Genomic DNA, 11,621 nt, shown 5'->3' on the forward strand with positions numbered 1-11,621 from the left:
GCTCGCAGGTCGCTCGCGCTCACGGGCGCACCTCCGACTCGCCGTTACCCATTGACGAGCCTCCAGAGCGCCCCGAGCGTGATGAGCATACCGACGACGGTGTTGATGACGGGATACCACCAGTACGCCCGGTCCACGTCGACGCCGGCGGCGACGATGCCGAGGACGACGACCGGATAGGCCGCCAACAGCGCGCCGAGACGGAGGTCGACCGCGGCGAAGGCGACGGCGGCGAGCGCCCACGTCGCGGCGCAGTACCAGTAGGTCCGGCGCTCGCCGAGGGCCGTCGCGGTCGTCCGAATCCCGGCCTCGCGGTCGGGTTCGATGTCGGGAATCGCGGAGAACGTGTGCATCCCCATCGTCCAGAGCCACGCGCCGGCGACCGCGAGCATCGGGGGATTCGACCCCGAGACGGCCGCGTAGGCGGCGACGCCCGGCAGGACGTACAGCCCGTTCGACACCGAGTCGAGGAGCGGCGTCGTCTTGAACCGAAGCGGCGGCGCGCTGTACTCGACGGCGAGGAAGAAGTGCGCGGCGAGCCACGGCCACGCGACCCGCGGGGCGAGGGCGAACAGGCCGACGCCGAGCAGGCCGCTCGCGGCGACGACGGCGGAAGTCAGGGGGTCGCCGCGCCAGCGGGCCTCCCGGTCGTCCTTCTTCGGGTTCGCCTCGTCCACGTCGGCGTCGAACACGTCGTTGACGCCGTAGAGGAAGACGTTCGCGGGGACGAGGAAGTACGCGAACAGGGCGACCGGCTGGCGGCCGAACAGCTCGCTCGGGGCGCTCGCGGCGGCCGCGACGCCGACGACGACGGGGCCGGCGAGGTAGAGCCAAAACCGCGGCCGCGAGAGGACCGCGAGGTAGACGAGCCGGTCGCGGAGCCCGCCGTTCTCGGGTCCGCTACCGCCGGGTGCGCCTCCCTCGCGGTCCTCGCGGTCCTCGCGGTCCTTACCGCCTTCACCGGCCTCGGTCCCTGCGGCCATGTCGGCGCTCACCTCGCGTCGTCGGCCATCTCCTCGGCGGTGAGCTGGCCGCTGATGAGACACATCGGGACGCCGATGCCCGGCGTGGTGAACGAGCCGGTGAAGTAGAGGCCGTCGACCGCGTCGGAGCCGTGGGGCGGCCGGAGCAGCGCCGTCTGGAACAGCGTGTGCGCGAGGCCGAGCGCCGTGCCTTGCGTGCTGTTGTAGCGCTCCTTGAAGTCGTTCACGCAGAACGACTCCTCGACGACGATTCTGTCGCGGAGGTCGACGCCGGTGTTCTCGGCGATGTCGTCGAGGACGAGGTCGCGGTAGCGCTCGCGGCGTTCCGGCGTGTCTTCCAACCCGGCCGCGATGGGGACGAGCGCGAACAGATTGCTGTGACCCTCGGGTGCGACCGAGTCGTCGGTCTTCGACGGCACGCAGAGGTAGTACGCGGGGTCGTCGGGCCACGCGGGGTCGTCGAATATCGTCTCGAAGTGGTCGTCCCAGTCGGTTGGGAGGACGAGCGTGTGGTGGGCGAGCTCGTCCACGTCGCCCTCGACGCCGAGGTAGAGCAGAAACGCCGAGGGGGCGTACGTCCGTGAGTCCCAGTAGTCGGCGTCGTACTGGCGCTTCTTCTCCGGGAGGAGTTCCTGTTCGGTGTGGGCGTAGTCGGCGTCGGAGACGACCTGGTCGCAGAGGAACTCGCGGCCGTCTTCGGTGCGGACGGCGAAGCCACCGCGGCGACCGGCGATTTCGGCCACGGGAGAGTCGGTGTGGAACTCGACGCCCAACTCCTCGGCGAGGTCGACGATGGCGTCGACGACGCCGGCGAGGCCGCCGTCGGGGTAGTAGACGCCCATGTTGAAGTCCACGTGACTCATGAGGTTGTAGAGCGCCGGCGTGTTGTTCGGCGCGCCGCCGAGAAAGACCAGCGTGTACTGCATTATCTGCTGGAGCTTCGGGTGGTCGAAGTAGTTCTCGACGTGGTCCTGCATCGAGCCGACGAGCGACAGCCCCCACGAGTACCGGAACACGTCGAGGTCGATGTAGTCGGTGAGGGCCGGGCGGTCGGTGTAGACGAAGTGCTCCATCCCGATTCGGTAGTTCCGCTCTGCCTTCCGGAGGTAGTCGTCGAGCCTGTCGCCCGCACCGGGCTCGTAGGACTCGAAGGTGGCCTTGTTGGCCGCCACGTCGGGGAGCATATCGACCCGGTCGCCGTCCTTGAAGAAGATGCGGTAGTGGGGGTCCAGCCGCGTCAGTTCGTAGTAGTCCTCGGGCCGCTTGCCGAAGTAGGCGAAAAAGCGCTCGAACACGTCGGGCATGAGATACCACGACGGCCCCATGTCGAACCGGAAGCCGTCGCGTTCGAGCGTGCTGGCTCGGCCGCCGAGCTGTTCGTTCTTCTCCAACAGCGTCACGTCGGCACCGGCGTCCGCGAGATAGCACGCCGTCGAGAGGCCGCCGAACCCGCCGCCGATGACGACGACGGACTCACCGGCGAGAGAGTCGAGGGCCGAGACAGAATTCATGTCCGTTCGTACGGACGTTGAGGGCATAAATCGACTGACCGAATCGACCGCAGTCGGGGGGTAGCTTTAGGCTCGGGCCCTCCCTACGGCCCCGCATGAACGACACCACCGCGGTGGTCACGGGTGCGAGTTCCGGCATCGGTGCGGCGGTCGCGCGCGCCCTCGGTCGCGCCGGCGCGACGGTCGTCGTCTGCGCCCGCGACGGCGACGCCCTCCAGTCGGTCGTCGACGATATCGAACGCGGCGGCGGCAGCGCCAGCTCGGTCCGCGCCGACGTGCGCGACGAACTCGACATGGAGCGCCTGATGGAGACGGCGGCCCGCGCCGGCGGACGCATCGACGTACTCGTCGCCAACGCCGCCGTCGCCCACGGGATGCCCGGCGAGATGCCCGCGCCCGAGGACTCGTACGCGGCGTTCGACGACACCCTCAGGACCAACGTCCGCGGCGTCTTCGCGGCGGTCAAAGAGGCGCTCCCGCACATGGCCGACGACGGGCGAATCCTCGTCCCCTCCGGCTCCGTCGCCCGCGAGGCGAAGCCGGGAATGGGCGCGTACGCCGTCTCCAAGGCGGCCGCCGAGGCGCTCGTCCGGCAGTTCGCCGCCGACTGCGACCGGACCGTGACGGTCGTCGACCCCGGCCTCGTCGCCACCGACCTCACCGGCGGGCAGGGCCGCGACCCCGACGACGTGGCCGACCTGTTCGTCTGGGCGGCGACCGACGCCGACCCCGCCGAGTTCGACGGCGACATCGCGGACCTCAAGGCGTGGAAGCGGGCGACGCGCTGAGGCCCCCCGCCGTTTCGACCCACCCGTTCCGCCGGAACCGCGCCCCTTATTAATCCCAATCGGTTCGTTCACAATATGAACCGTTCGACGGCCATCGGCGCGGGGAGCGTCGCGGCGCTCGTCGCGCTCTCCGCGTACGCCGCGAGCGTCGAGGCGTGGAATCTCCTCGTCGTCTCGTGGGCCGCCTTCGGCGCGATGGCGTTCGCCGCCCCCCTCGGCGCGCGGAGTCGGACCGAACACGCCGAGGGCCTCGTCTGGGGCTACGGCCTCGCCAGCGGCGCGATGGTGACGAGCGCCGCGGTGTTTCTGGTCCCGCAGGCGCTCGGCCATCACCCCCAGTTCGGCGGCTTCGGCATCGCCTTCGGCATCCTCGCGGGCTTCGCCGCCCACACCGTCGGGCATCGCTTCGCCCACATGGAGTTCCCCGTGGACCGCACCGTGACCGAACTCTCGGCGCACGCCGTCTCCGCGGGCGCGATTATCGGTATCGTCTACGGAAACATCGACGTGGGCGTCGGCCTCGGCCTCGCTATCGTCTCGCACAAGGGACCGGCCGGGTACGCGGCCGCCCGCCGGCTTTCGGGTCGGGGCGAGTCGGTCGCGCCGTTGCTCCTCCCCGCGGCGGGCCTCGGCATCGCCGCCATCATCTCCAGCGCGGTGTCGCTCCCCGCGACCGACGCCTTCCGCGGGCTCGTCTTCGGCTTCGCCTCCGGCGTCTTCCTCCACGTCGCCATGGATTTCCTCCCACGCTGCGAAATCGGCAGCGAGATTCACGAACTCCTGTCGGTCGAAGACGGCCACGCCCACGCGATTCTCGACCGCCTCCGGGTCCACGCCGCGCTGAGCACCGGCGTCGGCGGCCTCGCCGTCTTCGCCGCGTGGCTGGTGCTCAACTAACCGACGCCCGACGACTCCACTATTCGCCGGCCGGCCCGAGGTAGCCCCACGCGAGCAGTCGGTCGCCGTCGCCGGCTATCCAGCGCTCGCCGATGTCGTCGCGGTAGTACAGGTTCGGGATGACGATGTCGTCGACGCGGTCGTACGCCTGTTTTCTCGCCTCCTGCATCGTCTCGCCCTTCCCGGTGACGACGAGCGGGATGCCGCTTTCGCCGGCGGCGCGCCACTGTCCGTCGACGAGTTTCGCGTCCTCGATGTGGACGCCCTCGCGGCTGTCGGCCTCGAAGACGACCGCCGCGTTGCGGGAGTTCTCGTCGTAGGTTTTCTCGTCGGTGAAGGGGAACGGCGGCAGGACGATGCGGACCGCGATTTGGTAGCCGCCGTGGACCGAAAGCTCGGGGTCGTTGCCGTGGGCGAGGTCGAAGAAGAACTGCGCGGTCGACGACTCGAACGACTCCTCTTGGAGCGTAATCGTCGGGTAGCCGAACCGCGGCGTGAACTCCAGCGGGTAGATACCGTGTTCGTTGACGATGCAGTTGATGTCGATGCTCCCGACGTAGCCCTCCGCGGCGAGCCACGGTTCGAGCCGGCCCAACGTCTCCTCGAACAGTCGGTTGCGCCCGGCCCAGAACATCGATGTGCCCATCTCGCCGGTCGAGGGGCCGATGTTGCCCGGAAAGAGCTTCTTGTGCTCGAAGTTGAAGTTCACCGGGTCGACGAACGTCTCCCCGTTGAAGAAGCCGCAGACGGCGATTTCGACGCCTTCGACCTTCCGCTGGAGCTGAAAGCCCTTCATCCGGTGGCCCCACGCCTGCTTGTACGCGCGGAGCACCTCGACCACGTCGCTGCCGTCGTCCTCGTTGCCGACGTAGAGGAGGCGCTTCACGTTCTGGACCTCTCCGAGCGGCTTGATGACGTAGGGCGCGCGGTTCCGCCGGACGTACTCGATTCCCTCGTCGAAGTCGCGGAAGACGCGCTGTTCGACCGTGTTGACGCCGTGTTCTTCGAGCACGTCCATCGCGTAGCCGCGGTCCTCTTCGAGGCGGTCGGTGTTCGGCGTCCCGCCGACCACGGCGTGGCCCTCCTCGCGGAGCTCCTGAGCGAGCGCGCCGGTGCCGATGTCGGGGCCGACCCAGATGTCGTCGAAGACGATGACATCAGCCCACTCGACCTCCGCGCGCCAGTCGTCGGTCTTCGGGACGAAGCCGTCGCCGATTTCCTTGTCGTGCTCGGCCTCGATGTAGTACCGCACGTCGTGGCCCTCTCTGCGGACCTGCCACGCGAGGTCGGTGATGAGCGCGGCGTCCGCCGACACGAAGAGGAAGTTCATATCTCTCGACTCGGGCGGCGGCCTGAAAACTGTGTGCGTGGTGAGAGGTAGCGCGGGCCGCTCAGTCGCTCGCCAGCCGGCGAAGCTGAACGGAGACGCCGAGCGCCGCCCCGAGGAGCAACACGAGGTTGAACGCCATCTGGAACGGCGCGCGGTACTCGGGGTTCACCCACGTCGTGATAGTCTGGCTGGCGTTGAGGTAGAACTGTAACGCCGCGATAAGCGCGAGCAACAGCAGTCCCGCGAGGACGGCGTAGTCGAGGAAGCGGCGCATCCGCTCCGCGAACTCGCGGTTCTCGGTTTCCTCGTCGTCTATCGCGTCCTCGGTACTCTCGGTCGGCTCTGGCGTCGAGTCGGTCGATACCATCGTCTCGATGTCGGCTTCGTCGGCAGTCGTCGAGTCGTCGCGCTCGCTCATTTCGACCACCTCCGGGCGGCGAAGACGGCCCCGAGCAGTGCCACGACCGCCACTATCGGCCCGAATCCGGGTGCCTGCGAGGAAGTCTCGGTCTGCTCGTAGTCGGTTCGCTGCGGCACGTCGCCGTCGCCGTTCTCGAAGTCTTCGACGCGGAGTTCCACGTCCTCTCTGGTCTGGTTCACGCTAATCGTCCTCGTTGGGTTCAGGTTCGCCGCGCCGCGGGCGGTGTCGATGACGACCCCGTCGCGGAGCAACACGGCGTCGATGTAGTAGTTGTAGTCGTTCGGGACGCTCGCCGACGCGTCCACCGTCTCGGTTCGCCCGGCTTCGATGGTCCCCGCGTCGACCGTCGTCCGAGAGGCTACGATGTTGGACTCGGCCTGCCGGAGGACGAACAACACCGAGAGGTCCTCGGCCGGGTCGTCGCCAGCGTTCGTCAGCGTCGCCGTCAGGTCGAGCGTCGTCCGGTCCTCGCCGGTCTCTGCGATGGCGAAGGAGACGGGCGGAAGCGCCTCGCTGTCGGTGAACGAGGTGGTCGACTGGAGGTACGGCGGCTTGATAGCCGAGACGCCGCGGACGCTCTTTCGCGCCTCGTCGACCCGCTCGTCGTCGCTGTATAGGACGACCTCGATGTCGTAGCCGCCTTCGCGGGGGACCGTGAGGTCGGTCGTCGTCGCCGTCTCACCGTCCTTCGAGAGCGTCCCCACGTCGAGTTCCTGCGTCGTCGTCAACAGCCCCGACTCGGCGTCGACGGCGCGGACGAGGACGCTCACGTTCTGCGTGGGATTGCCTCGGTGGTCGATTCGTGTCTCGATTTCGAGGGTGACCGTCTCCCCCGTCGCCTCCCCGGCCGCGATGGAGACGCCGGCGACGTCCACCGGACCGGGACGGACGGGCCCGTCGTCGGTGGGGTCCGCGATGACCCCCGGAACGACGGCGGCGGCGACGAGCGCCACGACGACGACGCCGACCGCTCCGGCGGTAAGGAGGGCGTTTCTTTCCATACCCGACTGACATTTACGATTGGGTAAATGTTTTGTCCCCGACAGAGTGACGGCGCGGGCGACACGACGGAGACGCCGCGGCCGCGGGAACCGCCCCGCCATCGAGAGTGTCATGGTAAGTGTGAACACACGCTTTGCCATCGGAGCGCGTATCTGTACTGCTATGTCGAAGGCGATGCAGCAGGCGACGTGTTCGTGCGGATTCAGCGTGACATCCGAGAACAGAAACGAGGTGGTGAAAGTGATTCAGGAACACGCCCACGACGAACACGGAAAAGAGATGACGAGAGACGACGTGCTGGCGATGATGAAGCAGGCCTGACGAGCGCGGTCGGGCGTGGATTTTTATAGGACGGCGTAGCGATATGGGACATGGCAACATACGTTATCGGGACGAACTCGGTCCACACGAGCGCCGAAGTCTGCGACTACCTCTCACGGCGCATCGACGCCGGCGACGTGGTCCACGTCGTCAACTCCCACCCCGGCGGCGACGACACCGACAGCGAGGACGTCCGTGACGGCGAAGACGCGCTGAACGTCGTCGTCTCCCGACTCGGTGACCTCGTGGACGTAGAGACCCACCAGTACATCCGCGGCAACGACGCCGCCGACGACGTCCTCCAGTGCGCCGACGAACACGACGCTGACGAAATCGTCATCGGCATCCGAAAGCGCAATCCGACCTCGAAAATCGTCTTCGGGAGCACGGCACAGGACGTGCTGTTACACTCGAACATCCCGATGGCGGTCGTCCCGCTCGAAACAGTCTGAGTGGCGCGCCCGAGACTGGCCGCGGCCGACTCAGTCGCCGGCCCGGTACTCGACGAGTTCCATCTCGAACGCCGGCGTGTCGTCGCCTTCCTCCTCGTAGAACGCCACGTAGCCCGGCAGCGGGCTCTCCGGGGTGACGCAACTCTCCCAGAAGACGCTCCCGTTCGTCCGGACGACGAACGCTGCACACTCTAAGCCGGCGTAGGTCGATAGCGCTTCGACTTCGAAGCTGACGGTCCCGTTGGGGCCCGAGGACTCCCAGCTGTCGCCGACGCTGAGGGTCTCGCCGTCGACGCCGTTGTAGTACGGCGAGTCGAATCCGAGGGTGGCGACCGACCCCGACGGCGTCCCGGCGAGTTCGCCGTACACCTCGTCCGGCGGCGCGGTCACGGTCTGTTCGGTCGTCCCGTTGGGCGTGACCAGTTTCGTCCGAACCGTCACCTCGTCATCGGTCGCGGAGACGACCTCCCACTCGTAGGTCGCGGTGCCGTCGATGCTCCGACTCTCGATATCGTAGCGGTAGTACTGCCCGGCCCGGTACCGCTGGTCCCACGTTTCGTTGAACGTGACTGGGGTGCGTTCGGCGGCGTCGCCGCTCTGGTTGGCCGACTCGCCGTCGGCGGTCGTCGTCGCGTCTGTCGCACCTGTCGCGTCTGTCGTCGGTTCGGTCGCGGCCGTGGCGTCGCCGCCGACGCCGCCCCCGCACCCGGCGAGGAGAACCATGACCGCGGCGAGGAGCACTCGCGCTGCTTTGGGTTGCATACAGGACACGAGAGACCACCCGGGGTCATAATAGACACGTCAGACGGTGTGCCGCGGCGGCGCGGCGCGACCCGCGAGCGACCCGGTCAGTTGTCGTCGTCGGCTTCGAGCACCTTCTCGGCGAGCGTCGGCACGAACGTCCCGATGTCCGTGACCATCCCGATGGCCTGCGAGGAGCCGCGGTCGAGCAGTTGCGTGACGGTCGCGGGGTTGATGTCCACGCAGACGGTCTTGGCCGTCGACGGCAGGCAGTTGCCGACGGCGACAGAGTGCAGGAGCGTCGAGAGCATCAGCACCATGTCGGCGCGGTGGGCCTGCTCGCGGATGGCGTTCTGCGCCTCGATGGTGTCGGTGATGGTGTCCGGCAGCGGGCCGTCGTCCCGAATCGACCCCGCGAGGACGTACGGCACGTCGTGTTTCACGCACTCGTACATCACGCCCGATTCGATGAGTCCCTCCTCGACGGCCTCGGCGATGCCGCCGGCGCGGATGACCTCGCTGATGGTGTAGATGTGGTGTTTGTGGCCCTTTCGGGGGTGTTCCATCGTCTCCATGTCCATCCCGAGGGAGGTTCCGTACAGCCCGCGTTCGATGTCGTGGGTGGCGAAGCCGTTGCCGGCCGAAATCATGTCCACGTAACCCTCGCGGACGAGTTCGGCGAGGGCGTCGCCGCCGCCGGAGTGGATGAGCGCCGGCCCGGCGACGACGAGGACGTTCCCGCCGTCGGCTTTGGTCTCGCGGAGCGCCTCGGCGACCTCACCGATGAGCGACTCCGAGGGTCGCTCCGAGGAGACGCCGCCCTGCATGAACCCGAAGGGACCGGAGGCGTCGCGGGGGCGCTCCGGCGGCTTGACGCGAATCCCCGCCTCGTCGGTAACGACGAGGTCGCCCTCCTCGATGCCGTTGAGGACCTTCGTGTAGGCCCGCGGGCCGTCGTCGGTCTCCTCGACGACTATCGCACAATCCATCTCGATGTCCTCGACCGGGAGCCACTCGCCTTGATACCGAACGTCGGTCGGGTGGTTCGTCGTCGAGTAAAAGCCCACGGGAACGACCCGGTCGGCCGGCGAGGCCTCGACGCGGGCGTCGACGGGGTCCGTGAGGTTCGCGCCGATTTGGTGGAGTTCGTGCAGTATCTCCTGGAGCGTCTCGCGGTCGTCCGCGGACACCGACATCCGGCAGTAGGAGGGCTCGTCTTTCTGCCGGCCGACGTCGAACTGCTCGACGTCGAAGTCGCCGCCGAGGTCCATCACGATGCCCATGGCCTGTTGCATCATCCCCGAGTCGATGATGTGGCCGTCGAGTTCGACCGTGCGCGTGAACGTCATCGATGGAGAGACGGGGAAGGCGGCAAAGTGGGTTACGGACGCGCGGACGGGGCGACGCTGAGAAAAGCCGGGGTCGGTCGGCGTTCAGTTCGGGTCGGGCTCAGAGGAAGAAGCTCTTGAACGTGTTGGCGACGGTCCAGACGACCTGGTCGACGGGGTGGCCCCGCTCGCCGTTGACGCGGATGCGGTCGTCGGAGAGGGCGCTTCGCACCTCGGCCATCGGCTCGGGCGACTCGGCGATGGTTTCGAGCGTCTCTCGGTCCGTCGTGATTCGGGTCGACGCCTCGCTGTCGGGGCCGGTCGACAGGTCCTCGATTCGCATGTCGTCTCGCACCGACGCGGAGAACACCCGAGTCTCGCCCCCGTCTTCGACGTAGACGTTCACCGTTCGCCCCGCGACGAGACTCCGGGCGAACGAGACGTCTAACTCTTCGACGTTGTCGTTGTACAGCGCGACCCCCTCTTCGAGGAGCCGTTGTGTGTCGGCGTCGCTCGGCGTCTCCGACTCCTGTGCGACCACCGGCGCGGACGCGGCCACCGTGACGAGCGCGACGGCGAGGAACAACGAGACGAGACGGGTGGATGTGGACATTTCTGTGTGAGATAAGCCTGCCGAGGTCATAATGGTTCGCGCGAGCGTTCAACGGGTTGACGACTTCCGTCAGCGAACCGTTCGGAGGAACGACAGGAGGTGGCCGAACGTCTGTTCGAACGCCCGGTCGTAGTGGTCGAAGTGGCCCGCGGGGAGTTCGACGAGCGTCGCGTCCGGAAGTTCGTCCGCGAGGGAGGCGACCGCGTCGGCGGGTGCGAGGTCGTCGCGAGTTCCCGAAACGAGGAGCGCCGGGCAGGTGACCGCGTCCGGGTCGGGAAGCGCTCGGTAGCGAAGTAACGAGAGGAACAGCCGAGCGGGCGTCTCGTCGCGCCACGCGCTCCCCGGCGGCACGAGGTCGCGGTAGGCGGCGCGCACGCCGGGGTCCTCGAAGACGGCCATCGACGAGCCGTCGCCGACGACCGGGACGCGATACGGGCCGAGGAGCCGCGACTGGAGTTTGTCGCGGGCGGCGGCCGCGAGTGCGGCGAGCGCGCCGTTGACGCCGCGTCCCCGCGTGACGGCTTTCCCGTCGAGCATCGGATTCTGGGCGACGACGGCGGCGACGCGACCGTCTTCGGCCGCCGCGCGGAGGGCGTAGCCGCCGGAGAGCCCCGCACCCCAGAGGACGAGCGAGCGGGAGTCGATTTCGTCGCGCCCGCGGAGCCCCGAGAGCGCGGCGTGCCAGTCGGCAATCTGTGAGTCGGGGTCGACGAGGTTCCGGGGCTCGCCGTCGGAGTCGCCGGTGTGTCGGTAGTCGAAGAGGAACGCCGCGTAGCCAGCCTCGGCCAGTCGCTCGGCGTAGGGTCGAAGCCCGAAGCGACGCTCCGCGGCGAGTTCGCCCGCCATGACGACTACCGGCGGCGACTCGACGCCGTCGGGTCGGTAGAGCCAGCCCGCGCAGTTCGTCCCCTCGCTCTCGAACGTCAGCGCGACGCGCGAGTACTCGAAGTGCGAGGGCCGACGCGGGCCGCGCGCGGCGGGCGGCTCGCCGCGGTGTCGCCACGCGCTCACGCGTCGCCCTCCTCGTAGAGGCTGTCGAGGACGCGCTGGGACAACTCCTCGTCGTCGAGCGCGTAGTCGTTGTACGCGCGAATCCAGTCGGCTTCGAGCGTCCACGTCGCCTGCACGTCGCCTTCGCTTCGTAGCACCGTCGCCTCGACGGTTCTCGGTTCGAACTCGTCGTCGCGGGCGAGGTCGAGGAAGGCCGTGACGGCGCGGCCGACTTCGCCGTGGT

Annotated in this window: 13 protein-coding genes and 1 pseudogene; 4 read left to right on the plus strand and 10 right to left on the minus strand. The window is 68.2% G+C overall.

Features of this window, described 5'->3' with window-relative positions; translation table 11 throughout:
* Nucleotides 1-44 precede the first annotated feature (44 nt).
* Together C458_RS11230 and C458_RS11235 are read right to left on the minus strand one after the other, a co-directional pair.
* Entirely contained in the window at nt 45-995 is a 951-nt protein-coding gene (locus C458_RS11230) for a prenyltransferase (RefSeq protein WP_008575792.1), read from the minus strand.
* Complete coding sequence (locus C458_RS11235) at nt 992-2,494, minus strand: NAD(P)/FAD-dependent oxidoreductase (RefSeq protein WP_008575793.1); 1,503 nt, start codon at nt 2,492-2,494, stop codon at nt 992-994. The genes C458_RS11230 and C458_RS11235 overlap by 4 nt, the downstream gene beginning before the upstream one ends.
* Before the next feature lie 95 nt (nt 2,495-2,589).
* On the opposite strand from C458_RS11235, the gene C458_RS11240 reads away from it, so the two are divergent.
* Together C458_RS11240 and C458_RS11245 are read left to right on the plus strand one after the other, a co-directional pair.
* On the plus strand, nt 2,590-3,282 hold the full coding sequence (locus C458_RS11240) for an SDR family NAD(P)-dependent oxidoreductase (RefSeq protein ID WP_008575795.1): 693 nt from the start codon (nt 2,590-2,592) through the stop codon (nt 3,280-3,282).
* A gap of 75 nt (nt 3,283-3,357) precedes the next feature.
* Complete coding sequence (locus tag C458_RS11245) at nt 3,358-4,179, plus strand: zinc transporter (protein WP_008575797.1); 822 nt, start codon at nt 3,358-3,360, stop codon at nt 4,177-4,179.
* A gap of 19 nt (nt 4,180-4,198) precedes the next feature.
* Here the strand turns inward: C458_RS11245 and C458_RS11250 are convergent, their stop codons facing one another.
* From C458_RS11250 to C458_RS11260, 3 genes are all read right to left on the minus strand, one after another.
* A complete protein-coding gene (locus tag C458_RS11250) occupies nt 4,199-5,509 on the minus strand; it encodes a phosphoribosylglycinamide synthetase C domain-containing protein (protein ID WP_008575798.1) in 1,311 nt (436 codons plus the stop codon).
* 61 nt (nt 5,510-5,570) lie between these two features.
* A complete protein-coding gene (locus C458_RS11255; protein WP_008578026.1) occupies nt 5,571-5,936 on the minus strand; it encodes a hypothetical protein in 366 nt (121 codons plus the stop codon).
* A complete protein-coding gene (locus C458_RS11260; protein ID WP_008575800.1) occupies nt 5,924-6,931 on the minus strand; it encodes a PGF-CTERM sorting domain-containing protein in 1,008 nt (335 codons plus the stop codon). Before C458_RS11260 ends, C458_RS11255 begins: the two co-directional genes overlap by 13 nt.
* A gap of 163 nt (nt 6,932-7,094) precedes the next feature.
* Here C458_RS11260 and C458_RS17915 point away from each other — a divergent pair, with 163 nt between their 5' ends.
* Both C458_RS17915 and C458_RS11265 read left to right on the plus strand, forming a co-directional pair.
* Complete coding sequence (locus tag C458_RS17915; protein WP_158250835.1) at nt 7,095-7,253, plus strand: DUF1059 domain-containing protein; 159 nt, start codon at nt 7,095-7,097, stop codon at nt 7,251-7,253.
* Nucleotides 7,254-7,303: 50 nt separating this feature from the next.
* Nucleotides 7,304-7,705 (plus strand): universal stress protein, encoded by a 402-nt coding sequence (locus C458_RS11265; RefSeq protein WP_006601445.1) that lies wholly within the window; start codon nt 7,304-7,306, stop codon nt 7,703-7,705.
* Nucleotides 7,706-7,735: 30 nt separating this feature from the next.
* Here C458_RS11265 and C458_RS11270 read toward each other — a convergent pair whose 3' ends face one another.
* From C458_RS11270 to C458_RS11290, 5 genes and pseudogenes are all read right to left on the minus strand, one after another.
* On the minus strand, nt 7,736-8,446 hold the full coding sequence (locus tag C458_RS11270; protein ID WP_008575803.1) for a hypothetical protein: 711 nt from the start codon (nt 8,444-8,446) through the stop codon (nt 7,736-7,738).
* A 107-nt stretch (nt 8,447-8,553) separates the two neighbouring features.
* Complete coding sequence (locus tag C458_RS11275; protein ID WP_008575805.1) at nt 8,554-9,795, minus strand: TIGR00300 family protein; 1,242 nt, start codon at nt 9,793-9,795, stop codon at nt 8,554-8,556.
* A gap of 100 nt (nt 9,796-9,895) precedes the next feature.
* A complete protein-coding gene (locus tag C458_RS11280; RefSeq protein WP_008575807.1) occupies nt 9,896-10,387 on the minus strand; it encodes a hypothetical protein in 492 nt (163 codons plus the stop codon).
* Between the two features lie 69 nt (nt 10,388-10,456).
* A complete protein-coding gene (locus C458_RS11285; protein WP_008575809.1) occupies nt 10,457-11,398 on the minus strand; it encodes an alpha/beta hydrolase in 942 nt (313 codons plus the stop codon).
* Nucleotides 11,395-11,621 (minus strand): annotated as a pseudogene (locus C458_RS11290) (hypothetical protein); the annotation flags it as partial. The gene C458_RS11285 and the pseudogene C458_RS11290, both read right to left, overlap by 4 nt.

The sequence above is a fragment of the Haloferax sp. ATCC BAA-644 genome, from assembly GCF_000336975.1.
GTDB lineage: Archaea > Halobacteriota > Halobacteria > Halobacteriales > Haloferacaceae > Haloferax > Haloferax volcanii.